Here is a 21,864-nt window from a genome sequence, read left to right on the forward strand (position 1 = left end):
GGGCAGATACGAGAGTACCGCATTCTGACCGTTTGGCGTAATCGACTAGTTGTTAGTGAAACCCACGAGGATTCCGCCAGTAAGTCGAACGCTGAAGTTATAAAGCATACTCGAAATTGCACCGAGTGCAGTACCGATCAAAACGTTCAGGATCGCAACGACCAGCGAGAATCCGCCGACCTGTGCGAGCGAGAACGTTGTGGCCACACTAAAGGTTTCGTCGCTCAAAATATCGCGGAAAATCTCATCGAGTTTTCCGAAAATTCCGGTGGAGTTCAGCACGATCCACACCAGGAGCGATGCCACCACGAGAACGATTCCTAAGGACACTGCTACTAGGAATGAGAACTTAACAGCCGACCAGAAGTCGATGTACACCAGCTTCAGGCGAACCTGTTTCACTGATGTTTGGCGCTGCGACTTGCGCTGCAGCTTCTCTGCGACACTACTCATCTACCGACTCGTCCTTCCCAGCAGGGGCATCTTCGCTTGGAACACTATCGTTCCCAGCTTCAAGTTCTTTTTTCTCTAGATTTCGTTCGCTGTTTCGTGCGATTGCAATGATCTTGTCATCCGCCGCAAAGCGAGCAAAGACCACGCCCATAGTGTCACGGCCCTTGGCCGGAACCTCAGCGACAGATGAGCGTACCACCTTGCCACTGGCAAGGACCACAAGAACTTCGTCCTCATCCCCGACCATCAAAGCGCCGGCCAAGTCACCACGAGTGCCGTCAAGTTTGGCAACCTTGATGCCCAAACCACCACGACCCTGAACACGGTATTGGTCGGCAGCAGTGCGCTTCGCGAAGCCACCCTCAGTGACGACGAACACGAAGCCACTGTCGGGCACCACACTCGCGCTGAGCAGCTGGTCATCCTCACGGAAGCTCATACCCATCACACCCGACGTTGAACGACCCATGGGGCGCAACGCTTCATCGGATGCCGTGAAGCGAATCGACATTCCCTTGCGCGACACCAACAACACGTCGTCGGTGTTCTCCACCAGCAGGGCCGACACGAGTTCGTCACCTTCCCGCAAATTCACGGCGATGATGCCACCGCTGCGGTTGGTGTCGTATTCCGCGAGGGCCGTCTTCTTGACGAGACCGTTGAGCGTGGCCAGTACTAGGTAGGTGGACTGCTCGTAGTCGCGGATGTCGAGAATTTGAGCGATCTCTTCGCCGGGCTGCAGCGCCAAGAAGTTGGCAACGTGCTGCCCCTTGGCATCCCGGCCACCCTCTTGCAACTCATAGGCCTTGGCGCGGTACACGCGGCCGGTGTTCGTGAAGAACAGCAACCAGTGGTGCGTCGTGGTGACGAACAAGTGGTCAACGATGTCATCGGCACGGAGTTGCGCGCCCTTGACTCCCTTGCCTCCGCGGTGCTGGCTGCGGTAGTTGTCGCTGCGGGTGCGCTTGACGTAACCGCCGCGCGTCACGGTAACCACCATCTCCTCTTCCGGGATGAGGTCTTCCATGCTCATGTCGCCATCGAAACCCATCATGATTTCGGTGCGGCGGTCGTCGCCGTACTTGGCAAGCAACTCCGTCAGTTCTTCACTGACGATGTTGCTCTGGCGTTCCTTGCTCGCAATGATCGCCTTGAATTCAACAATCTCGAGCTCGATAGCATCGTGCTCGTCGATGATCTTCTGGCGCTCGAGTGCTGCGAGTCGACGCAGCTGCATGTCGAGAATCGCGCGAGCCTGAATTTCATCGATGTCAAGAAGGTCGATCAGGCCGTTGCGGGCATCTTCGACGGTGGGCGAACGACGGATGAGCGCAATAACCTCATCAAGAGCATCCAGAGCCTTGAGGTAACCACGCAAGATGTGGGCACGTTCTTCAGCCTTACGCAGGCGGAATTCGGTGCGGCGAACGATCACTTCGATCTGGTGCGTAGCCCACTCGGTGATGAAGCCATCGATCGAGAGCGTGCGCGGAATGCCATCAACAATTGCGAGCATGTTCGCGCCGAAGTTTTCCTGCAGCTGCGTGTGCTTGTAGAGGTTGTTGAGAACAACCTTCGCCACAGCATCGCGCTTGAGCACGATGACGAGGCGCTGGCCCGTGCGGCCCGAAGTCTCATCGCGGATGTCGGCGATGCCGGCAAGCTTGCCGTCCTTGACGAGGTCGGCGATTTTCAGTGCCAGGTTGTCGGGATTCACCTGGTACGGGAGTTCGGTGACGACGAGGCACGTGCGACCCTGAAGTTCTTCGACATTAACTACGGCACGCATCGTGATCGAGCCACGACCCGTACGGTACGCATCCTGAATTCCCTTGATACCCAGAATCTGCGCGCCGGTCGGGAAGTCAGGTCCCTTGATGCGCTGAATCAGTGCCTCAACGAGCTCTTCGTGAGAAGCATCCGGGTTGGCCAAGTGCCAGAGAGCACCCTCGCCAACTTCGCGGAGGTTGTGCGGCGGGATATTCGTGGCCATACCGACCGCGATACCCACTGAACCGTTGACGAGCAGGTTCGGGAAGCGGCTCGGGAGAACCGTGGGCTCTTGAGTGCGACCGTCATAGTTGTCTTGGAAGTCGACGGTGTCTTCTTCAATGTCCCGCACCATTTCCATAGCGAGCGGGGCCATCTTGGTTTCCGTGTAACGGTGGGCAGCAGCACCATCGTTACCGGGAGATCCGAAGTTTCCTTGGCCTAGCGCCAGTGGATAACGAAGGCTCCACGGCTGAACCAAACGAACGAGCGCGTCGTAGACCGACGAGTCACCGTGCGGGTGGAACTGCCCCATGACATCACCGATGACACGGGTGCACTTGGAGAAACCCTTGTCTGGGCGGTAGCCACCGTCGTACATTGCGTAAATAACGCGACGGTGCACAGGCTTCAAACCATCGCGCACCTCGGGAAGCGCACGACCCACGATGACGCTCATCGCGTAGTCGAGGTAGGAGCGCTGCATCTCCAGTTGGAGATCGACCTGGTTAATCTTGTCGTGCCGGTCGTCTACGGGTGCATCTTTGAAGGTCTTCTTCGGAGTTTCTTCGTCAGCCATTAAGTGTCAATTCCAGTCTGTGTCAGTCGCGAGTGCGGGCGCCGTGTGCTCTGAGCGAGCTAGATGTCTAGGAAGCGGACGTCTTTGGCGTTGCGCTGGATGAAGTTTCGGCGAGACTCAACGTCTTCGCCCATGAGGGTTGAGAAGATTTCGTCTGCTGCGGCAGCGTCATCCAGGGTGACCTGAAGCAACGTGCGAGTGGCGGGGTCCATCGTGGTTTCCCACAGTTCCTTGTAGTCCATCTCACCAAGACCCTTGTAGCGCTGGATCCCGTTGTCCTTCGGCATGCGCTTGCCTTCGGCGAGTCCCATTTCGGTCAGGGCATCGCGCTCAGCATCGCTGTACACGTATTGGTGCTGCGCGTTGCTCCACTTGAGGCGGTAGAGCGGCGGCTGCGCCAAGTACACGTAACCCAAATCGATCAGCGGACGCATGTAACGGAAGAGCAGAGTGAGAAGCAAGGTCGTGATGTGCTGACCATCGACATCAGCATCGGCCATCAAAACAATCTTGTGGTACCGAGCCTTCTCGGGGTCGAAGTCTTCGCCGACACCCGCGCCGAACGCGGTGATCATTGCTTGGACTTCTGCGTTGCCGAGTGCGCGATCGAGGCGCGCCTTCTCGACGTTCAAGATTTTGCCTCGCAGCGGGAGAATCGCCTGGAACTCGGGGTTACGACCCTGAACGGCGGAACCGCCGGCCGAGTCACCCTCAACCATGAAGATTTCAGACAGCGACGGGTCTTTACTCGAGCAGTCGCGCAGCTTTCCGGGCATTCCACTCGACTCAAGCAAACCCTTACGACGAGTCTGTTCGCGCGCCTTGCGGGCAGCGAGTCGAGCTTGGGATGCCTGAATGGCCTTGCGAATAACGTCGCGTGCCTGAGTGGGGTTGCGATCGAACCAGTCACCGAGCTGCTGGCCGGCGATGCGCTGAACGAATGCCTTGGCTTCGGTGTTACCGAGCTTTGTCTTCGTCTGACCTTCGAACTGAGGTTCGCCGAGCTTGATCGAGATAACCGCGGTCAGTCCTTCACGAACGTCATCTCCCGAAAGGTTGTCATCCTTTTCTTTGATGATGTTCTTGTCGCGCGCATAACGGTTAACCAGAGTGGTGAGCGCAGCGCGGAAACCCTCTTCGTGGGTTCCACCCTCGTGAGTGTTGATGGTGTTGGCGTAGGTGTGAACACTTTCGGAGTATCCCGCCGTCCACTGCATAGCTACTTCGAGCGAAATCTTCTTCTCAGTGTCTTCCGATTCAAAGGCGATGACATCCGGGTGGATGAGTTCGTTCTTCTTCGTCTTGTTCAAGTACTCCACGTAGTCAACGAGTCCACGCTCGTACATGTAGCTCTCGGCGATTTCTTCTTCACCGCGCTCGTCAGTGATGGTGATGCGCAGTCCCTTGTTAAGGAAGGCCATCTGCTGGAAACGTGCGCGGAGCGTCTCAAAGTCGAACTCGACTGTCTCGAAAGTCTCTTTGCTCGGCCAGAAAGTCTGCTGGGTTCCTGTTTCGTCGGTGCTTTCCCCCTGGGCAAGGGGACCTGTCGGCACACCGTTAGCGAAGCTCATCCGCCAGACGTGTCCCTGACGACGAACCTCGGTATCGATTTCTGCGGAGAGTGCGTTCACGACGGAAATGCCCACACCGTGGAGTCCACCCGACACGGCGTAACCGCCACCGCCGAATTTTCCACCCGCGTGAAGGATGGTCATAACGACTTCTACAGTGGACTTCTGTTCTTGCTGGTTCAGATCGACCGGGATACCACGGCCGTTGTCGCGAACCCGAACCGAGCCGTCTTTGCGAAGCCAAATGTTGATCGTGTCGCAGTAACCCGCGAGAGCCTCATCCACAGAGTTATCCACAACCTCATACACAAGGTGATGGAGACCGCGGGGGCCGGTGGAACCGATGTACATACCGGGGCGCTTGCGCACGGCCTCAAGACCCTCAAGGATCTGGATCTGATCGGCACCGTAACTGTCAGCGGCAACATGACCGTTGGCAATGATATGGCTTTCGGGCACGTCGTTCTCGGGCGTCGATGTCATCTGAAGTTAGGCTCCTGCCGCTAGTTCACGCTGGCCATTCGGAGCGGATAACTCCCTGAGGAGGCGCGTCCGACGGCTTCTGAGATTCTACCAAATTCCGAGAGGCTGCGGCGCTCAAATTGCCTTCTGCGGGAGTTTCTTTAGTAGCGTGACCTATTTTGCCTTCCTAGCCGTAAGTATCTCGCGGGCCCCTACCTGGAATTGATCTGGGGCCTCTTTTCCACGAAGGGGCGTTGGGCCCTTCAAAGCGCACCGATTCCACGCCGGCTTCTGGATGCTGTTGAGCAATCGTCGTCGTGATGTGTCCACGCATGAGTCGAAGCTGAGTTGCCCACGCTGTCGAATCGCACCGAATGGTGAGAACACCCTCTTCAATTCCGATCGGTTCAGAATGTTCCGCAGTCTCGGCACCGACGATTGTTGTCCACGCTAAGAGCAATTCGGAGCGCGCCAGCGGAGAACTCCACCCCATACTCACGGTGAGGTTATCCATCACATCGCCTAATCCATGCGGATCGCGACCGGGAGCAAAAGGCACGCTTGTGCCGGGTTCTTTACGATTGCGCTTGCGCGCCATATAGGAACGTTTACTGGCATCGCCAAAAACATCGCGGAATCTGAGGTAGACCGCTACGTGTTCATCCACAGTGGGATCGCGGTCATTCATTGCTGATTACCTCCCCGGCGCTGATGCGAACCACATTCGCGGCGAGCTCGGTCGGAACGTCTCCGAAGACTGCGGCCGTAATGAGCACCTGCTCGAATCCTGCGATCGACGTCGCCAATCGTTCGCGACGAGATTGATCGAGCTCAGCAAAGACATCATCCAAAATCAGCACGGGGTCTCCGGCTGAAGACTCACGACGCAACAGCTCGGCGGATGCCAATTTCAGTGCGAGGGCGAATGACCAGGATTCACCGTGGCTGGCATACCCCCGCGCCGGCAACCCATTGAGTCCGAAGATGAGGTCATCGCGGTGTGGCCCTACGAGAGTTATCGCCCGGTCTCGTTCTGCTTTTCTTACGGATGCCAAGGCGGCAGTAAACGATGCAGTCGCGTCAGCGACCGAAATTATTTCACCGACTGCACTGGTGGCCACGGCGTTCTCAGGGTCATCCTGCCGCGAAATGATGCTCAGCGAGTTTGCTAATGACGCACCGTGATCGGCACCGACAATGCGTTCGTACGCACTCGAAACCTCCGGGCTTAAGTCGGCGACCAGTGCGCTGCGGGCGCTTATGATTTCGGAACCAAATGCAACGAGCCGCTCATCCCACACATCAAGGGTGCTTAATTGGGTGTCCCTAACACCGGATGCGCGTGCCGACTTCAGCAGCATGTTGCGTTGTTTCACGACACGTTCGTAATCGCTCATCACGCCGCTAAAGCGCGGAGAGCGAAGCACGAGAAGTTCATCGATGAAGCGTCGACGACCCGAAGGTTCGCCGCGCACGAGCGCCAGATCTTCGGGCGCGAAGAGAACACTCGAGAAGTAGCGCGGAAGTTCGCGGGTGCGGATGACCGAACGATTGATCTGGGCACGGTTAGCCCCAGATCGATTGATCTGTACCTCAGCCAGAAACTTTCGTTCGTTGTGTTCGAGACGAACTCGAACAATCGCGGCATCCGTCGACTGCCGAACCATGGCGTGATCTGTAGAAACACGGTGTGAACCAAGGGTGCTCAAGAAGCCGAGTGCCTCGACCAAATTTGTTTTGCCTTGACCATTCGAACCAACAATGAGGGTCGGTCCTGCCCCGAGTTCAAGAGTCAGGCCCTTGTAATTACGAAAGTCCTTGAGCTCCACATGAGTTACACGCATTGCGGCGAAGCTTAACTCTTGCGGACGCTATGCCCGCCGAACTGATTGCGGAGAGCGGCGACCGCCTTCATGGAAGGAGAGTCTTCTTGGCGAGAAACAAAGCGCGCAAAAATGGCGGCACTAATAGTAGGAACAGCAACGGCCTGGTTGAGGGCTTCGTGCACGGTCCAACGGCCCTCCCCTGAATCCTCGACGTAGCCAGCAATGTCAGCAAATTCGGGATCTTCTTCGAGAGCTTTGACGAGAAGTTCAAGCAACCAGGAGCGAACGACTGTTCCTCGCTGCCAGGCTTTGAAGGTGCCGGGAACGTCTTCGATGAGATCCTTGCGGCTGTCGAGGAGTTCAAAACCTTCGGCCCAGGCCTGCATAAGGGCATATTCGATGCCATTGTGGACCATCTTGGCGTAGTGACCTGCACCAACGGGGCCAGCATGAACAAAACCCTCTTCGCGCGGGCCTTCGGGGCGAAGCGCGTCGAAGATCGGCATCGCTCGTTCGATATCCGTCTTGTCCCCACCGGCCATCAGCCCGTAGCCGTTTTCAAGTCCCCAGATTCCGCCAGACACTCCAACATCTACGAAGGAAAGTTTGAGTTCTGCGAGCTGATCACGGTGAAGTTGGTCATCGGTAAACCGGGTGTTTCCACCATCGATGACGAGATCGCCCGGTGTGAGCAATGCCGCAACATCGGTAATTACAGAATCTGTGATCGTGCCGGAAGGAACCATGACCCAAATAATTCGCGGGGAAGGCAGCGCATCTACAAGATCCGACAACGCTGTGACATCACTCACCTCAGGATTGGGGTCGTAGCCCGTCACTGTGAGGCCATGAGCTCGCATGCGCTCGCGCATGTTGCCGCCCATTTTTCCTAGGCCAATAATTCCAACATGTATGGTTTCTGCCATGACCTACCTCAACAAAAGGTTGGGCTGCAGGAGGTACTTGTAGTTATCGCTGCCCGGCTGATCCTTCGACGACTGACTTGTAATGAGCACCGGGCCAGGCTTGTTCGGATTTTCGGTTTTGGTAAACGAAATTCGTACAAATTCTGAATGCACCGAACTCAAGCCATCAATCAAGAACTGAGGCTTGAGCGAAACGACCGTGTCATCGCCGGTCAAGAAGGCATCGATGGTCTCGGATGCCTGAGCTTGCTCGGATCCGATCGCTTCCAAAGTCACACCTTCAGTCGTGAAAGTGAAGCGCAACGCGGCTTCTCGCTCGAGCACGAGAGAGACTCGACGAACTGCCTCGATGAGCTCGCCCGTGTTCATGACAGCGAAGTTATCCACAGTCTCGGGAAAAAGTCGGCGAACCGGTGGAAAGTTGCCCTTGATAAGCAACGACGTCACAGTTTTTCTGTCTGCTTGGAACGCGATGAGCTCGCGTTCGTCAGAACTCGTGATGGCGACGGAAATCTCTCCGCTGTTGCCGAAAGTCTTTCCCACTTCAACCAAAGTCTTGGCCGGCACCAGGGCTGTTGCCGCTTCGACTCCGGATGCTCCGGCATCCCATTCGATGTCACGAACTGCTACTCGGTAGCGGTCAGTGGCAACAAGCGAGATGTTATTTTCAGAAACTTCGAGCTGCACACCTGTAATGACCGGGGTGACGTCGTCACGCGATGCAGCGACGGCGACCTGAGAAATTGCGGCGGCAAAGAGATCAGCCTTGAGCGTTCCCACCTTGTCGGAGATCTGAGGAAGTGAGGGATACTCTTCAACCGGCATGCTCGACAAGGTGAAATGACCGGTGCCACACGCAACAGTAATTTTGTTGTCTTCGGTGCTAAAACGCACGGGAGCATTGGGAAGTCGGCTGGCAATATCTGCCAAAAGCTTGCCAGAAACCAATACGCGACCGGGCTCTTCAACCTCGGCGATGATCTGTGTTCGAGCGGAAACTTCGTAGTCGAACGACGAAAGAGTGAGCCCTTCGTCGGTAGCTTCGATCAAGACACCGCTCAGAATCGGCAGCGTTGTTCGCTGCGGCAACAGTTTTACCGCGAACGAAACCGCCTCGCTGAAGACGTCACGATTGACTTGAAACTTCATGAACTACCCCTAACCGGATCACGCTCTGGCCGTTAATACTGGCACAGCCAATCCACTTGCGAACTACAGGTTATTTGGGATTCAAATTTCATTCTTTAAAGGTCACACTCTTAACCGTTGTGGATTCTGTGAATAACTCGACGGATTTCATGTAATTACTGGAAACTACATTCGTGTGACTTGTTGACGAGCAGTGGAGAACACTCGCACTCTTCGTGGAAACTCGAATCACAGGAATTCTTGATTCCACAGAAATTTTCTTGTGGTCAACAATCTTTCCGGCGAGTTGGGGAGGTTATCCCCAAGTTATCCCCAAGTAGGAAAACCTATTTTTGGCTGAAACGCTGGTTTTGTTTGATGCGGCTAGTGAGCTCGGTGACCTGGTTATAGATCGAGCGACGCTCTTTCATGAGCTCGGTGATCTTCTTGTTGGCGTACATCACGGTGGTGTGATCGCGGTTTCCGAACAGCTGACCAATCTTGGGCAAAGAGAGGTTCGTCATTTCTCGACAGAGGTACATCGCGATCTGACGTGCTGTGGCGATGGCTTGCGAACGAGAAGAGCCATAGAGGTCGTCAACCGAAAGCTTGAAGTAGTCAGCGGTGTGATTGATGATGTCGACTGGCGCGATGACGTTGTCTTCATCAAGAGTGATGAGATCTTTCAACACGGTCTGTACAAGAGCCATGTCGACTTCGGTGCGGTTGAGGCTCGCAAACGCGGTAACCCGAATCAACGTTCCTTCGAGCTCACGAATATTTGACGAGACCTTCGACGCCATGAATTCGAGGATGTCGTTGCCCACCTGCATCTTCTCGCTCTGAGCCTTTTTGCGAAGAATAGCGATTCGCGTTTCAAGGTCTGGCGCCTGGACGTCAGTAATCAGGCCCCACTCGAAGCGCGACCGCATCCGATCTTCAAAGCCGGTCAGGTGCTTCGGGGGCAGATCACTGGTGATGACCACTTGCTTGTTGTGATCGTGCAAGGTGTTGAAAGTGTGGAAGAAGGCCTCCTGAGTGGAGTCCTTACCCTGCAGGAACTGGATGTCGTCGATAAGCAGAATGTCGATCTCACGGTAGCGAGACTGAAATACTGACGCCCGGTTGTTAGCGATCGAGTTGATGAAGTCGTTCGTGAATTCTTCTGAGCTGACGTAACGCACTCGGATGCCGGGGTACAGGCTTTCGGCATAGTGCCCGATGGCGTGCAACAAGTGAGTTTTACCTAGACCCGACTCTCCATAAATAAAGAGGGGGTTGTAGGCCTTGGCCGGCGCTTCAGCTACGGCGACTGCCGCGGCGTGAGCGAAACGGTTGGATCCACCAATAACGAAATTGTCAAAGCTGTATTTGGGGTTGAGTCGCGAATCGCTGCGACGAGGTGTTGATGTTTCGACCGGCTTTTGTGGTGTCGGTTCGATGTAAGGCTGCTCGGTGCGCGGTATTTCTTGCGAAAGCGCATCTTGCTGGATTTCTGGGTTTACGACGGTGGCGAAGTTCGAAATGCCGTGTTCGTCGTCGAGAGCTGCAATCGCGTCGATGAATGGCTGGCGAAGTCGCTGTTCGAGCATCCCGCGCGTGAGCTCGTTGGGAACCTCGAGATAGAGGGTGCCGGCCATGACGCCTTTTGGTTCAACCAGGTTCACGAACCCCTGTAGTTGAGGGGTAATTCGCTCATCACCGTTGAGGTGTGTCAGAACTGTTTGCCACAGTCCTTTAGTCGGGTCGGGTGTTTCCGACATTCTTTTCCCATCCCTTGGCAGTATTTACTCACAGGCTTATCCACTGGTGAGTACAGCTATTCTCGCTGAAATACTGCGGTCTTTTGGCCGTTGTGCACTGATAGTCATCGTAGTTGTCCACAGCATGTCGTTACCAATAAGGATGTATTCTGTGTGGATAATGCGCCGTTGCACAAAGTGTGGTTTGACCGCACCCGTTTAACGCCGTAGTTTTAATCAGTTGACTTCTGGCCCTTGGGCCTACCAATTCTTCCCGGCTGCTAGAGCTGGGCCTTGGAGATATAGCTATGAGCAAGAGAACTTTTCAGCCCAACAACCGTCGCCGCGCGAAGGTTCACGGTTTCCGTCTGCGTATGCGCACCCGCGCGGGTCGCTCGATCCTGAGCGCTCGTCGCCGCAAGGGACGCACCGAACTCTCCGCGTAATCTCGTCCGGTGCTGTCTAAGGCAAACCGTGTGGCGCTTCCGAGCGATTTTCGCTTGGCGGTGCGTCGCGGTCGTCGTTTCACAGCACCGCACTGCGTTGTCCACATTGTGAACAATGAGCGGTCTCAGAGCGTTCGCTTTGGTTTCATTGTTTCTAAAGCGGTTGGCAATGCGGTTGTACGCAATCGAGTTCGGCGTCGGCTTCGCGCTGCTGCTGCTCAGCTTCTTCCTCACGTCCAGTCGAATGTAGACATTGTGGTTCGTGCTCTGGCAGGTTCTGAGCAAGCTCAGTGCACTACGCTTCAGGCTGAGATTGCAGAAGGGATCGACCGCATCGTGGTGAAGGTATGAGTTCCGTCGTTACGTTCGCGCTGCTCATCCCGCGAAACCTCTGTGTTCTCATTTTGCGCGTCTACCGTGCAGTCATATCTCCGCTGTATGGAGATGTCTGCCGGTATTACCCGTCGTGCTCTCACTACACTCTTCAAGCTATTCAGCAGCACGGTGTTTTCCGTGGTGTGTGGCTTGGCTCTCGTCGAATCCTTCGCTGCCACCCGTGGGCAGAGGGCGGTATCGACGACATCCCGGCTCGCCGGCATGACCGCTACCAGATCACCCGGTTCGGCTTTGTTGTAGCCGCAAGCCACGAAAGGGGCTAACCACTTCATGGATCTTTTTGCTTTCTTTGGCAATCTGCTTTGGCCGATCAAGTGGGTAATCGAGGCAATCCTCGTCGCCTTTCACGAAATCCTTACCTTCTTCGGAATGGATGCGGATGCCGGCCTGACCTGGGTTCTTTCGATCGTTGGTCTCGTCTTGGTTGTGCGCGCAGCATTGATTCCGGTTTTTGTGCGCCAGATCAAGAGCCAGCGTCGCATGATGGAAGTCGCGCCTCAGCTCAAGAAGATCCAGGACAAGTACAAAGGCAAGAAGGATCAGTTCTCTCGTGAGGCGATGTCTCGCGAGACGATGGCGATGTACAAGAACGCGGGAACCAACCCGTTTAGTTCGTGCCTCCCTCTTCTTCTGCAGATGCCGATCTTCTTCGGACTCTTTTCGGTGCTGCGCAACGCACAGCTCGAGGGAAACGCTCCTGGTGTTGGCCTCCTCAACGCTGAGCTCTCAGAATCCTTCGGAACCTCGTCACTGTTCGACATCGCTCCCCTGCACCTCGCGATCAGCACTGCAGAGGGCAACGTAGCCGTCATCGTCACCGCCGTCATCATGGTCATCCTGATGACCGGCTCGCAGTTCATCACCCAGCTTCAGATCATGTCGAAGAACCAGTCGGCTGAGATGAAAGCTAGTCCCATGTACCGCCAACAGCGGATCATGTTGTACCTACTCCCCCTCGTCTTCGCCTTCTCCGGGTTCACTTTCCCCTTGGGCGTCATGTTCTACTGGCTCGTTTCCAACTTCTGGACGATGGGTCAGCAGTTCCTCGTTATTCGCAATATGCCGACTCCCGGTAGTGAGGCAGCGCTCGCACGCGAGGCTCGTCTAGCGAAGCGCAATCAGCGCAAGGGAATCATTGAAGAGGCTCCCGAATCTGATTCCGGAACCGCAGTAATTGAGGAACCCAAGAATCCGCAGCGGGATCAACCCGTAAGTAAGAACCGTGCAAAGAAGAAGCAGGGAAAGAAGAAATGACGAACGTTTCTGACGTCGATACAACCGCAGTCGAGTCCGCTCCTGTGGAAGATCGCGAAGATCGCACAACTGCTCAGCTCGAAGAAGAAGGCGACATTGCCGCCGACTACATCGAGGAGCTGCTCGATATTGCGGATCTCGATGGAGACATCGAGATTGACGCCCGTGCCGGTCGCTCCTACGTCTCAGTGACGTCGAGCGAAGACACAAACCTCCGCCTGCTGTCTAAGCCTGAAACCGTCACGGCACTTCAGGAACTCACTCGCATCGCTGTGCAGAACAAGACGGGAGCATTCTCGCGTCTCATCCTGGACATCGGAGGTTCGCGTGAAGCGCGTGCTGCTGAATTGTCGAAGCTTGTAGACACGGCCGTGGAGCGTATCGAGGCTGGTGCGGATTCTGCCGCACTCCCGGCGATGTCGTCATACGAGCGCAAGCTCGTTCATGATGTCGTTGCGGAGCGCGGGTTTGTCTCGCAGTCGAGTGGTGAAGGTCGCGACCGTCACACTGTCATCACGCGTTCATAGTTTCACGTGAAACATTGACTGACGAGTTGGGGCTTGAGCGCGAGCCGGAAATAGCTGCCGAGCTGTTTGGCGATCGCATTGATGTCGCGCGCGCCTATACGCAGAGCCTTGCTCTTCGAGGTGAGGAGCTTGGGCTCATTGGTCCGCTTGAGGTGCCCCGTCTGTGGACGCGACACATCGTTAACTGTGTACTCGTCGCTCCCCTGCTCCGTCCAGGGCTTGTGGGAGACATAGGTAGTGGCGCCGGTCTTCCGGGTCTTGTTCTCGCAATTGCGCGGCCTGATGTCGAGTTCGTTTTGATTGAGCCGATGGAACGCCGGGTTGATTGGCTCAAGGCGGAGTCTGAACGTCTCGGGCTATCTAACGTTGTAGTCGATCGTTCTCGTTCACAAGATGCTCCGTATGCTGAGGCCTTAACTCAGATTACTGCTCGCGCGGTCACTGCTCTTTCTAAGCTCATCCCCTCAACCGAACACCTTCTTGCGCCCGGCGGCGAGATGGTCTTCATGAAGGGTGCCCGCATCGATGAAGAGATTGAAGCTGCTGCCAAGGCGATTCGCAAGGCTCGACTCAAGGATGTTGAGTCACTTGTTCTCGGTGAAGGGATTACCCCCGAGATCACTAGGGTCTTTCGGGCTAGAGTGGACTGATTCGGCCACGCTCTGAGCTGCCTCCAGTCCTACCTATTGTCACCACCCCGAGAGAAAGTTTCACGTGAAACATCCCGAAAGCGAAGTCAACGAACAAGGCAAGTCGTTCGATGAAACCACGCCGCTTGCGCGGGAGATCGCGGATCTGACTCGCCGTCGAGAGGCAGTAGCCTCTGCTTCACTCCCCCTCCCGGAGAAGCCCCGGGTATTTACCGTGGCAAACCAAAAGGGGGGCGTCGGAAAGACAACCTCTACAGTCAACCTTGCTGCTGCTCTCGCCCGCACCGGCGCTCGAGTCCTAGTGATAGACCTCGACCCTCAAGGAAACGCGTCTACTGCGGTCGGCGTTGAGCATCGTTCTGAGACTCCCAGCGTCTACGACGTCATGATCAACGACGTTCCGATGGCGGATGTCGTGCAGAAGAGCCCGGAATTCAACGCACTTTACTGTGTTCCGGCCACGATTCACCTCGCCGGCGCGGAGATCGAGCTCGTCTCTCTCGTCGCTCGCGAACAACGCCTTCGTTCTGCGCTCGATGCTTTTCTTGCGGAGACGCCAGAACCGTTCCACTATGTGTTTATCGATTGTCCGCCGTCGCTTGGTCTCCTCACGATAAACGCTTTCGTGGCCGCGCAAGAGGTCCTCATTCCCATCCAGTGTGAGTACTACGCGCTTGAGGGTCTGAGTCAGTTGCTTAACAACATCAAGCTCATCGAGCGTCATTTGAACCCACGTCTTCGGGTCTCGACGATTCTGATGACGATGTACGACTCCCGCACTAATCTTGCCAACCAGGTGGTTGACGATGTGCGCCAACACTTCCCCAAGCAGGTGTTGACCACTGTTATCCCTCGCTCGGTGCGCATTTCTGAAGCACCCAGCTACGGGCAAAGCGTCATTAGTTATGACCAGAACTCCCCCGGATCGCTCTCCTATCTTGAAGCAGCGGCCGAGATTGCTTATCGAGGAGCACGCAAATAATGGCAGCACCAAAACGTACTGGTCTTGGTCGGGGTATCGGCGCGCTCATCCCCTCGTCGGATGAGAACGAAGAACGCCCCGTCGACGTGTTTTTCCCGGGTGGGGAACTGACACCCGAAAAACTTCGGTCGGTTCCTGGCGCTCGGCTAGCGAGCCTCTCCCCTCTTGATATCGTTCCCAACTCTCGCCAGCCGCGTACTGAGTTCCGTCAAGAGGAACTCGAAGAGCTGATCGTTTCGATCCGCGAAATCGGTGTTCTCCAACCAATCGTGGTGCGCCCCGTCGTTGGCGCCCTTGAGGGTCAGCCTCAGTACGAACTCATCATGGGTGAACGTCGACTTCGTGCGAGCAAGCACTTAGGCCTCGCCACAATTCCTGCTGTCATTAAGAGCACCGCCGACGAAGACATGCTTCGGGATGCGCTGCTCGAGAACTTGCATCGCGCTAACCTCAATCCTTTGGAAGAGGCGTCGGCTTACCAGCAACTTTTGGCCGACTTCGGCATCACGCAGGAGCAGTTGGGCGAACGCATTGGTCGCTCGCGCCCCCAAATCACTAACACTTTGCGTCTTTTGCGCCTTCCAGAAAGCGTTCAGCGCCGCGTTGCCGCCGGAGTGTTGTCCGCGGGACACGCTCGAGCGCTCCTATCGCTTCCTGACAACGCCGGAATGGAGCGTTTGGCAGAGAAAATCGTCAATGAAGAGCTCTCCGTTCGTGCTGCTGAAGCAGCTGCGGGCTCGCTCTCGACCAAACCGCCGCGCTCCAAGCCCTCCCGGGGTAAGAAGCAAGGCCATCTGGATGAGATCGCGGAGCGTCTGGGCGACCGTCTCAACACTCGTGTGAAGGTGTCGCTTGGTGCCAGCAAAGGCCAGGTCGTTATCGACTTCGCAACTGTGGCGGATCTAAATCGAATCCTCGAAGAACTCGGCGACACCGGCTTCAACTCTTAGCCAGCTCCTCGTCAGCCGACCCCGAACGCGAGGTCTTCTTGATCCGGGATTTTTTGGTTCCGGTTGCCTCAGTTTCGTGAGAACACTAGGTTCGCGGGCACAATCGCTAAACTTTTCTAGTTCTAGTTCTAGTTCTAGTTCTAGTTCTAGTTCTAGTTCTAGTTCTAGTTCTAGTTCTAGTTCTAGTTCTAGTTCTAGTTCTAGTTCTAGTTCTAGTTCGGGTCCGAGTTCGAGCCCGCTGATGGCGCTCGCGCTGTAGAAGCTGATCCCTGCTCTGTGCATCGGCACGAGCTGTGTGAGTAGTAGTTGATCGACTCTGGGTTGCAGCAGTGGGATTGAGTGTCGCCGCGCGCAGCCCATGCGTGGGGTGTGGGCACTCCCCCGCGAACCTTTGGACGCGCGGGAACTGGAGCGGGAGTCACGGCCTGCCCCTGATAGCCCTTGTATGCCAAGGGTGGTTCTCGGGACTTTCCGCTCGGGCCGCGCAAGTGGGACTGCCGGCCGCTGCGCCGCTGCGCCGCTGCGCCGCTGCGCCGCTGCGCTCTGTCGACGATTGGGCCTTCACCTCGGTTCACGAACCCTATTGCTCCCGTTCGAAGGGCGAGCGCCTGAAAGGATCGCCCTTGCGCTGATCGGGAAGCGATTGTTCCACGTGAAACATTGACCGGGCTTTGGTTAGCCCTGTCGTCGGGTCTCCATGTTTCACGTGAAACTGTGGCACTGGCACTGGCACTGGCACTGGCACTGGCACTGGCACTGGCACTGGCACTGGCACTGGCTGTGGCACTGGCTGTGGCACTGGCACTGGCTGTGGCACCGGAAACGGAAACGGATCTGTAAAGCTAGGAGCCCGAACCGGCTAGTTGCGGATGTTCCACGTGAAACATTGGGCAACCGGGAGGCATTTAGCGACAGAATCTTCTCCGCTGGGCCACCCGGTGCCCCAGCGGATCATTGCTCCGCCGTTTGTTGGACGGACGAATGATTGCCCGAAAACGGCGCGAATCAAGTCGACGACGCGTTGTGCAGAAGGCGGGACCGCTCCCCCGGCGAAGGCGAAAGCGGCTGCTTAGCCCTCCATCGCGATGTCGGCGAGAGCAGCGTAAACCCAGCCCAGGTCATGTCCCGCAGCGACAAGGGCTTGGGGAAGGATGGAGGTCTCGGTGAGGCCGGGCAACACATTTGCCTCGAGGAACCAGGGCGTGCCTGCGCCATCTACGATGAGATCTACCCGTGACAGGTGACGAAGTCCGAGCGCGGAGTGGGCTGCGAGAGCGGCTTCGGCTGCACGATCGGCTTCACCATCGCTGATTCTGGCCGGGGTGTAAAAGCGTGTCTGACCAGCATTATAGCGAGCCTCGAAAGTGTAGGCGCCATCCACTGGTTCGATCTCGACGGCGGGCAGAGCAACTGGACCCATGCCACTGTCGAGAATTCCGATGGCAATCTCGACACCGGTAATGCGTTGCTCGATGAGAGCCACGTCGCAGTAGTTGTAGGCGTTGACCATCGCCTGCGGAAGGTCTGAACGGTCAGTCACGATCGAGACACCCTGAGCGGAACCACCCTGAGCGGGCTTCACGACGAGGTCACCCGAGAGTTCATCGGCGAGCTCATCGAGAATGCTGTGGGCTCCGAGTTCACGGAAGGAATCACGGGACAACGCAATCGAGAGCGGCGTGCGCACTCCGACACGGGAAACGAGTGCCTTGGCGGTCGGCTTGTCCCAGGCGAGGCGGGCGGCATCCGCGCGGGAGCCGACATACGGAATGCCGATGAGATCGAGAAGACCACGCAGAGCACCATCCTCACCGCTGGCGCCATGCAGGGCTGGCCACACGACATCCGGCTTCGATTCACGAATGTAAGGAAGCAATGTGGCATCCGGGTCGCGCAGCTCAACGATCTTGCCCTGAGCGCGCAATCCGTCGGCAACACGGCGACCGGACCGGAGGGAAACGTCGCGCTCGTGCGAGATTCCGCCGGCAAGAACGAGAACGCGGGTGGGTGAATCGTTCATGAGGGGTCCTAGCTGAGGTTGGCTGGAGGGTTGATCATCGACGGTGTGGGAGGCACAACCGTGAGAGGGGCTGTCTGCGAGAACGTGTTGAGCAACTCAAGCTCTCCGTTGATCACAGTGGAGAGCCGACGAATACCTTCACGGATGAAGTCAGGGGTTGGATAACAGAACGACAAACGCATGTTGCTGCGCCCGTTTCCATCCGCGTAGAAGGCCGTACCCGGCGTGTAGGCCACTAATTCCTTGACCGCACGGGGCAACATCGACTTTGAGTCAAGGTTGTCGGGAAGCGTGACCCAGATGTAGAAGCCACCGTTGGGCACAGTCCACTCGAGGTCGGGTAGATAGTCGTCGAGAGCATCCAACATGGCATCGCGGCGTTCGCGGTAGACACCACGGAAGGTATCGATCTGCCCCTTCCAGTCAGAGACATTCATGTATTCGCTAATGATGTTCTGAGTGAAGGAACTCGGTGACAACACAGCCGCCTCGTTCGCTAAGATGAGTTTCTCTCTTATTGCGTGAGGCGCGAGCACCCAACCAACCCGAAAACCGGGGGCGAGTGTCTTCGAGAACGTGCCCAAGTACACGACACCGTCTTCTTCGACGGAACGCATCGCATGCGGCGGCGGACCATCGAAATAGAGGAGACCGTAAGGATTGTCCTCGAGCACCAGAATGCCGTTTTCCCGGGCAATCTCCAACACTTCGAGGCGTCGCTCCCAGCTGAGAGTGACTCCAGCGGGGTTGCTGAAGGTCGGAACGGTGTACAAGAACTTGATGGTCTTGCCTGCGGCGCGCACCGAGGCAATATGAGCCCGCAGTGAATCGGGAACGAGCCCGAACTCATCCATCTCAACGTGCGTTATCTCTGCCTGGAATGATTTGAAAACGACCATTGCCGTGACATAGCTGGGGCCCTCGGCAATGACGACATCGCCGGGATTGATGAAGAGCTTCGTGACGAGCTCGAGGGCGTGCTGAGAGCCGGTGGTGACGACAACGTCATCCACGCTGGCTCGGATGCCCTCGAGGGCCATCACTTCAAGGATTTGCTCGCGAAGCGCAGGCAATCCTTGGCCGGAACCATACTGAAGTGCCGCCGGACCGCGATCGCGCATGACGCGATCGATGGACTCGGTGATGAGGTCTTGAGGCAACGCTGAAACATAGGGCATACCGCCAGCGAGCGACACAACTTCGGGGCGCGAGGCCACGGCAAACAACGCTCGGACCTCAGAGGCGGCAAGGCCGGAGGCGCGATCTGCATAGTGGTCGAACCACTGGTCGAGGTTGTTTGGCTGTGTTGTCATGGGCAATCCCGTTCGGTTGACTTTAAACAATAGGCGTTTGACCCTTGGGACTCGAAACTGAGCAAGGGTTATCGGGGTATCTCGGCCAAACCAGACTCGGCTTTGCTCCGAACAACGTTCAAAGGCGATGCATAGAAACGCATGCTGAACTCATGAGGTCTGCTATCGCAGTGTGCAGAATCCGTGACAACCGCCGCATCGCGCTGGCGGCCATCGACCATGAAATTGAGAACACTAGTGAACGCTCGCACCACATGGACCGAATCAGAGATCGGGGACCTCACCGGCACTGTTGCAATCGTGACGGGGGCAAATTCTGGGCTCGGATTCGAGACGAGCCGTGCCCTGTTGAAGGCTGGCGCGCACGTTGTCATGACGATGCGCAGCGCCGAGAAGGCCGACGCGGCCAAGCAGGCACTGCTTGACGACCTTGGTGCGGTGTCTCTCGAGACGATGCTTCTTGATCTCGCGGATCTAGAGTCCATTCGACGTTTCAGCGAGATGTTTCACGGGAAACATTCGCGCCTCGACCTCTTGGTCAACAACGCGGGAATCATGATGACGGATGCCCAACTCACGATCGATGGGTTCGAATCCCAACTTGGCACCAATCACCTGGGCCACTTCGCGTTGACTGGTCACCTGATGGATCTGATTGAGTCAACACCCGCAGCGCGCGTGGTGAGCCTTTCCAGCCTCGCTCATCGCTGGGGTTTCATGGAGTTCGGCAACCTCATGTTCCACAATGGCTCGTACACTCCCCGGGCGGCCTACGGTCGCTCCAAACTGGCTAACCTTCTCTTCGCCTATGAGCTTCAACGCCGCTTCGACGCTGCTGGGGTCGATGCGATTTCTGTGGCAGCCCATCCGGGAACTGCCGGCACAGGCCTCGCAGATCATCTCTTCAACCGTTGGTACCTGCGACCACTGAAGGCGCTGGTGTTCCTGGGGCTGCAAACACCCAAGCAAGGCGCGAGGCCGTCTCTGCGGGCAGCAACTGACCCTACAGCGCAGGGCGCCGACTTCTTCGGCCCCAGCGGCCGCAACCAACATCGGGGCGCTCCTGTGCGCGTTGAATCGACTGCAGCCTCCCATTCCCAAGTCGACGCGGCGAAGCTCTGGGCCGAATCAGAACGCCTCACGGGTGTTAACTACGAAAGCCTCCGCACACCCACCAAATAGTGGATGCCGGAGGCTTTCGACAGAGACTGAGCTTTAGGCCAAGAACTCTGCGAGGTCTGCTTCAATCGCAGGCTTCGGCTTTGCGCCGATAACGGTCTTCACGACCTCGCCGCCCTTGAAGACCTTCATCGCGGGGATGGAGGTGATCTGGTACTTCATAGCCATCTGGGGGTTGTCGTCAACGTTGAGCTTGACGATCTTGATCTTGTCGGAGTTCTCGCTGGCGATCTGGTCAAGGATCGGGCCAACTGCGCGACAGGGACCACACCATTCAGCCCAGAAGTCCACCATGATGGTGTCCTTTGAGTTGATGACGAGTTCTTCAAAGTTGGCGTCGGTTACTTCTGTTGCTGCTGACATGACTAATTCCTTTGTTCGATGGGACGTTTAGGCGGAGACAGCTACGGGAGCTGCTGGTTCCGCGGGCTGGATTGCGCTGGCGACAAGTTCGCGGGGCAGTGATGCGAGGTAGTGCTCGGCATCGAGAGCAGCGACGGTGCCGGAGCCGGCGGCCGTTACTGCTTGGCGGTAGGTCGGGTCGATGACATCGCCGGCTGCGAAAACTCCGGTGATGTTGGTGCGAGAGGAACGACCATCCACTGCAACGGTTCCGTCGGCGTTGATGTCGAGTTGGCCGTGTACCAAGTGGGTGCGGGGGTCGGCGCCGATCGCGATGAACAACCCGCTGAGGTCAACGTGTGAGGTGGAACCATCGACGGTGTCCGTGAGATCAATGCCATCAACGAGGGTGGAACCAGTAATGCCGGTTACAGCCTTGTTCCAGAGGAACTCAATCTTCGGGTCGCTGAAAGCACGCTCCTGCATCGCCTTCGAGGCACGCAGCTCATCCTTGCGGTGAATCACGTAAACCTTTTCAGCAAACTTGGTGAGGAACGTCGCTTCTTCCATGGCCGAGTCTCCCCCACCAACGACAGCAATCGTCTTCTGGCGGAAGAAGAAACCGTCGCACGTAGCGCACCAAGAAACTCCATAGCCGCTGAGGCGTTCTTCGTCGGGAAGGCCGAGCTTGCGGTAGGCAGAACCAGTCGCAAAGACAACCGCGAGAGCTTCGTGCACTTCTCCGTTGCCGAGCGTGACCTTCTTGACCTGGCCCTCAAGTTGAAGGTCAGTGACGTCGTCGAGAACAATCTCGGCGCCGAAACGTTCAGCTTGCTTCTGCATTTCCATCATGAGCTCGGGGCCTTGGATGCCGTTGGCAAAGCCTGGGTAGTTCTCGATCTCGGTGGTCTTCATGAGCTCGCCACCGGCCTCAACAGAGCTCGCAATGACGAGTGGCGCAAGGTTTGCGCGCGCCGCGTAAATCGCAGCGGTGTACCCAGCTGGGCCGGATCCGATGATGATGAGTTGGCGCACTTTTCGTGTCTCCTTGGGATTGTGATTACCCGGTTCAACACATCCTAGCCACGGAGTATTCCGAGTGGCTGGGGCGGGCGGGGCTAACACCGA

General features: G+C 56.8%; 22 protein-coding genes. 10 read left to right on the top strand and 12 right to left on the bottom strand.

Annotated features, from left to right (window positions below; translation table 11 throughout):
- Positions 1-45: 45 nt before the first annotated feature.
- From I6E51_RS01145 to dnaA, 8 genes are all read right to left on the bottom strand, one after another.
- Positions 46-453: a DUF3566 domain-containing protein gene (locus I6E51_RS01145; RefSeq protein WP_197106887.1), complete on the bottom strand. Its 408-nt coding sequence runs from the start codon at positions 451-453 to the stop codon at positions 46-48.
- Positions 446-3,022: a DNA gyrase subunit A gene (gene gyrA / locus I6E51_RS01150; RefSeq protein ID WP_197106886.1), complete on the bottom strand. Its 2,577-nt coding sequence runs from the start codon at positions 3,020-3,022 to the stop codon at positions 446-448. Before gyrA ends, I6E51_RS01145 begins: the two co-directional genes overlap by 8 nt.
- A 59-nt stretch (positions 3,023-3,081) precedes the next feature.
- Positions 3,082-5,076, bottom strand: a complete 1,995-nt coding sequence (gene gyrB / locus I6E51_RS01155; protein WP_197106885.1) for a DNA topoisomerase (ATP-hydrolyzing) subunit B — start codon at positions 5,074-5,076, stop codon at positions 3,082-3,084.
- A 166-nt stretch (positions 5,077-5,242) separates the two neighbouring features.
- A complete protein-coding gene (locus I6E51_RS01160) occupies positions 5,243-5,743 on the bottom strand; it encodes a DUF721 domain-containing protein (protein ID WP_197109162.1) in 501 nt (166 codons plus the stop codon).
- Positions 5,736-6,899, bottom strand: coding sequence for a DNA replication/repair protein RecF (gene recF, locus I6E51_RS01165; protein WP_197109163.1), 1,164 nt, complete (start codon positions 6,897-6,899; stop codon positions 5,736-5,738). The genes I6E51_RS01160 and recF overlap by 8 nt, the downstream gene beginning before the upstream one ends.
- Positions 6,900-6,910: 11 nt before the next feature.
- Complete coding sequence (gene gnd, locus I6E51_RS01170) at positions 6,911-7,795, bottom strand: phosphogluconate dehydrogenase (NAD(+)-dependent, decarboxylating) (protein ID WP_197110104.1); 885 nt, start codon at positions 7,793-7,795, stop codon at positions 6,911-6,913.
- A gap of 15 nt (positions 7,796-7,810) precedes the next feature.
- Positions 7,811-8,956 carry a DNA polymerase III subunit beta gene (gene dnaN, locus I6E51_RS01175; RefSeq protein ID WP_197106882.1) on the bottom strand — a complete coding sequence of 382 codons (1,146 nt, stop codon included), beginning with the start codon at positions 8,954-8,956 and terminating at the stop codon, positions 7,811-7,813.
- Between the two features lie 326 nt (positions 8,957-9,282).
- Entirely contained in the window at positions 9,283-10,698 is a 1,416-nt protein-coding gene (gene dnaA / locus I6E51_RS01180) for a chromosomal replication initiator protein DnaA (protein WP_197106881.1), read from the bottom strand.
- 287 nt (positions 10,699-10,985) lie between these two features.
- Here dnaA and rpmH point away from each other — a divergent pair, with 287 nt between their 5' ends.
- From rpmH to I6E51_RS14350, 9 genes are all read left to right on the top strand, one after another.
- Complete coding sequence (gene rpmH, locus I6E51_RS01185; RefSeq protein WP_055810406.1) at positions 10,986-11,123, top strand: 50S ribosomal protein L34; 138 nt, start codon at positions 10,986-10,988, stop codon at positions 11,121-11,123.
- Between the two features lie 9 nt (positions 11,124-11,132).
- Positions 11,133-11,474 (top strand): ribonuclease P protein component, encoded by a 342-nt coding sequence (gene rnpA, locus I6E51_RS01190; RefSeq protein ID WP_307783755.1) that lies wholly within the window; start codon positions 11,133-11,135, stop codon positions 11,472-11,474.
- Positions 11,471-11,782: a membrane protein insertion efficiency factor YidD gene (gene yidD / locus I6E51_RS01195; protein WP_197109164.1), complete on the top strand. Its 312-nt coding sequence runs from the start codon at positions 11,471-11,473 to the stop codon at positions 11,780-11,782. Before rnpA ends, yidD begins: the two co-directional genes overlap by 4 nt.
- Positions 11,783-11,789: 7 nt before the next feature.
- On the top strand, positions 11,790-12,773 hold the full coding sequence (gene yidC, locus I6E51_RS01200; RefSeq protein WP_197106879.1) for a membrane protein insertase YidC: 984 nt from the start codon (positions 11,790-11,792) through the stop codon (positions 12,771-12,773).
- Positions 12,770-13,300, top strand: coding sequence for a R3H domain-containing nucleic acid-binding protein (locus tag I6E51_RS01205; RefSeq protein ID WP_197106878.1), 531 nt, complete (start codon positions 12,770-12,772; stop codon positions 13,298-13,300). The genes yidC and I6E51_RS01205 overlap by 4 nt, the downstream gene beginning before the upstream one ends.
- 14 nt (positions 13,301-13,314) lie before the next feature.
- Positions 13,315-13,950 (top strand): 16S rRNA (guanine(527)-N(7))-methyltransferase RsmG, encoded by a 636-nt coding sequence (gene rsmG / locus I6E51_RS01210; protein WP_197109165.1) that lies wholly within the window; start codon positions 13,315-13,317, stop codon positions 13,948-13,950.
- Positions 13,951-14,014: 64 nt separating this feature from the next.
- Positions 14,015-14,932, top strand: a complete 918-nt coding sequence (locus tag I6E51_RS01215) for a ParA family protein (RefSeq protein WP_307783756.1) — start codon at positions 14,015-14,017, stop codon at positions 14,930-14,932.
- Entirely contained in the window at positions 14,932-15,882 is a 951-nt protein-coding gene (locus I6E51_RS01220) for a ParB/RepB/Spo0J family partition protein (protein ID WP_197109166.1), read from the top strand. Before I6E51_RS01215 ends, I6E51_RS01220 begins: the two co-directional genes overlap by 1 nt.
- Before the next feature lie 714 nt (positions 15,883-16,596).
- A complete protein-coding gene (locus I6E51_RS14350; protein WP_255528572.1) occupies positions 16,597-16,722 on the top strand; it encodes a hypothetical protein in 126 nt (41 codons plus the stop codon).
- 229 nt (positions 16,723-16,951) lie between these two features.
- Here the strand turns inward: I6E51_RS14350 and I6E51_RS01225 are convergent, their stop codons facing one another.
- Together I6E51_RS01225 and I6E51_RS01230 are read right to left on the bottom strand one after the other, a co-directional pair.
- The gene (locus I6E51_RS01225; RefSeq protein WP_197109167.1) at positions 16,952-17,902 is read right to left on the bottom strand and encodes a D-alanine--D-alanine ligase; all 951 of its coding nucleotides are present in this window, start codon (positions 17,900-17,902) and stop codon (positions 16,952-16,954) included.
- Positions 17,903-17,910: 8 nt separating this feature from the next.
- A complete protein-coding gene (locus I6E51_RS01230; RefSeq protein ID WP_197109168.1) occupies positions 17,911-19,215 on the bottom strand; it encodes a PLP-dependent aminotransferase family protein in 1,305 nt (434 codons plus the stop codon).
- 237 nt (positions 19,216-19,452) lie between these two features.
- Here I6E51_RS01230 and I6E51_RS01235 point away from each other — a divergent pair, with 237 nt between their 5' ends.
- Positions 19,453-20,397: an oxidoreductase gene (locus I6E51_RS01235; RefSeq protein ID WP_197109169.1), complete on the top strand. Its 945-nt coding sequence runs from the start codon at positions 19,453-19,455 to the stop codon at positions 20,395-20,397.
- 33 nt (positions 20,398-20,430) lie between these two features.
- Here the strand turns inward: I6E51_RS01235 and trxA are convergent, their stop codons facing one another.
- Both trxA and trxB read right to left on the bottom strand, forming a co-directional pair.
- Entirely contained in the window at positions 20,431-20,757 is a 327-nt protein-coding gene (gene trxA / locus I6E51_RS01240) for a thioredoxin (protein ID WP_197106872.1), read from the bottom strand.
- Between the two features lie 27 nt (positions 20,758-20,784).
- The gene (gene trxB / locus I6E51_RS01245) at positions 20,785-21,771 is read right to left on the bottom strand and encodes a thioredoxin-disulfide reductase (RefSeq protein ID WP_197106871.1); all 987 of its coding nucleotides are present in this window, start codon (positions 21,769-21,771) and stop codon (positions 20,785-20,787) included.
- Positions 21,772-21,864: the final 93 nt, after the last annotated feature.

It is taken from the genome of Salinibacterium sp. NSLL17 (assembly GCF_015864935.1).
Classification (GTDB): Bacteria; Actinomycetota; Actinomycetes; order Actinomycetales; family Microbacteriaceae; genus Rhodoglobus.